The following is a 1,072-nucleotide window of genomic DNA, read 5'->3' as shown; positions in this document are numbered from 1 at the left end:
TGTGGGCGAAGCTGAGAATTTAAGCCCCGGTAAACGGCGGTGGTAACTATAACCATCCTAAGGTAGCGAAATTCCTTGTCGGGTAAGTTCCGACCTGCACGAATGGCGTAACGACTTCTCTGCTGTCTCAACCACAGACTCGGCGAAATTGCATTACGAGTAAAGATGCTCGTTACGCGCGGCAGGACGAAAAGACCCCGGGACCTTCACTATAGCTTGGTATTGGTGTTCGGTACGGTTTGTGTAGGATAGGTGGGAGACTGTGAAGCTCGGACGCTAGTTCGGGTGGAGTCGTCGTTGAAATACCACTCTGATCGTATTGGACTTCTAACCTCGGACCATGATCTGGTTCAGGGACAGTGCCTGGTGGGTAGTTTAACTGGGGCGGTTGCCTCCTAAAATGTAACGGAGGCGCCCAAAGGTTCCCTCAGCCTGGTTGGCAATCAGGTGTTGAGTGCAAGTGCACAAGGGAGCTTGACTGTGAGACTGACAGGTCGAGCAGGGACGAAAGTCGGGACTAGTGATCCGGCACCGGCAAGTGGAAGCGGTGTCGCTCAACGGATAAAAGGTACCCCGGGGATAACAGGCTGATCTTCCCCAAGAGTCCATATCGACGGGATGGTTTGGCACCTCGATGTCGGCTCGTCGCATCCTGGGGCTGGAGTAGGTCCCAAGGGTTGGGCTGTTCGCCCATTAAAGCGGCACGCGAGCTGGGTTTAGAACGTCGTGAGACAGTTCGGTCTCTATCCGCCGCGCGCGTAAGAAACTTGAGGAAGGCTGTCCCTAGTACGAGAGGACCGGGACGGACGAACCTCTGGTGTGCCAGTTGTTCCGCCAGGAGCACTGCTGGTTGGCTACGTTCGGAAGGGATAACCGCTGAAAGCATCTAAGCGGGAAGCCTGTTCCAAGATGAGGTTTCTCTCCCACTTGATGGGTTAAGGCCCCCTACAGACCATGGGGTTGATAGGCCGGAACTGGAAGCCAGGTAACTGGTGTAGGTGACTGGTACTAATAGGCCGAGGGCTTACTATCGAAGGTGTTACGCGTCCACTGTGCGGTATCTGAAACAACA

General features: G+C 54.8%; 1 rRNA gene. It reads left to right on the top strand.

Going from position 1 to position 1,072, the window contains the following annotated elements:
- Nucleotides 1-1,032 (top strand): 23S ribosomal RNA (locus ACFO5K_RS26070); the annotation flags it as partial.
- Nucleotides 1,033-1,072: the final 40 nt, after the last annotated feature.

The sequence above is a fragment of the Nocardia halotolerans genome (assembly GCF_042650145.1).
GTDB classification, from domain to species: domain Bacteria; phylum Actinomycetota; class Actinomycetes; order Mycobacteriales; family Mycobacteriaceae; genus Nocardia; species Nocardia halotolerans.
The sequence above is the reverse complement of the archived record's forward strand: the minus strand, read 5'-3'. Positions and strand labels throughout refer to the sequence as shown.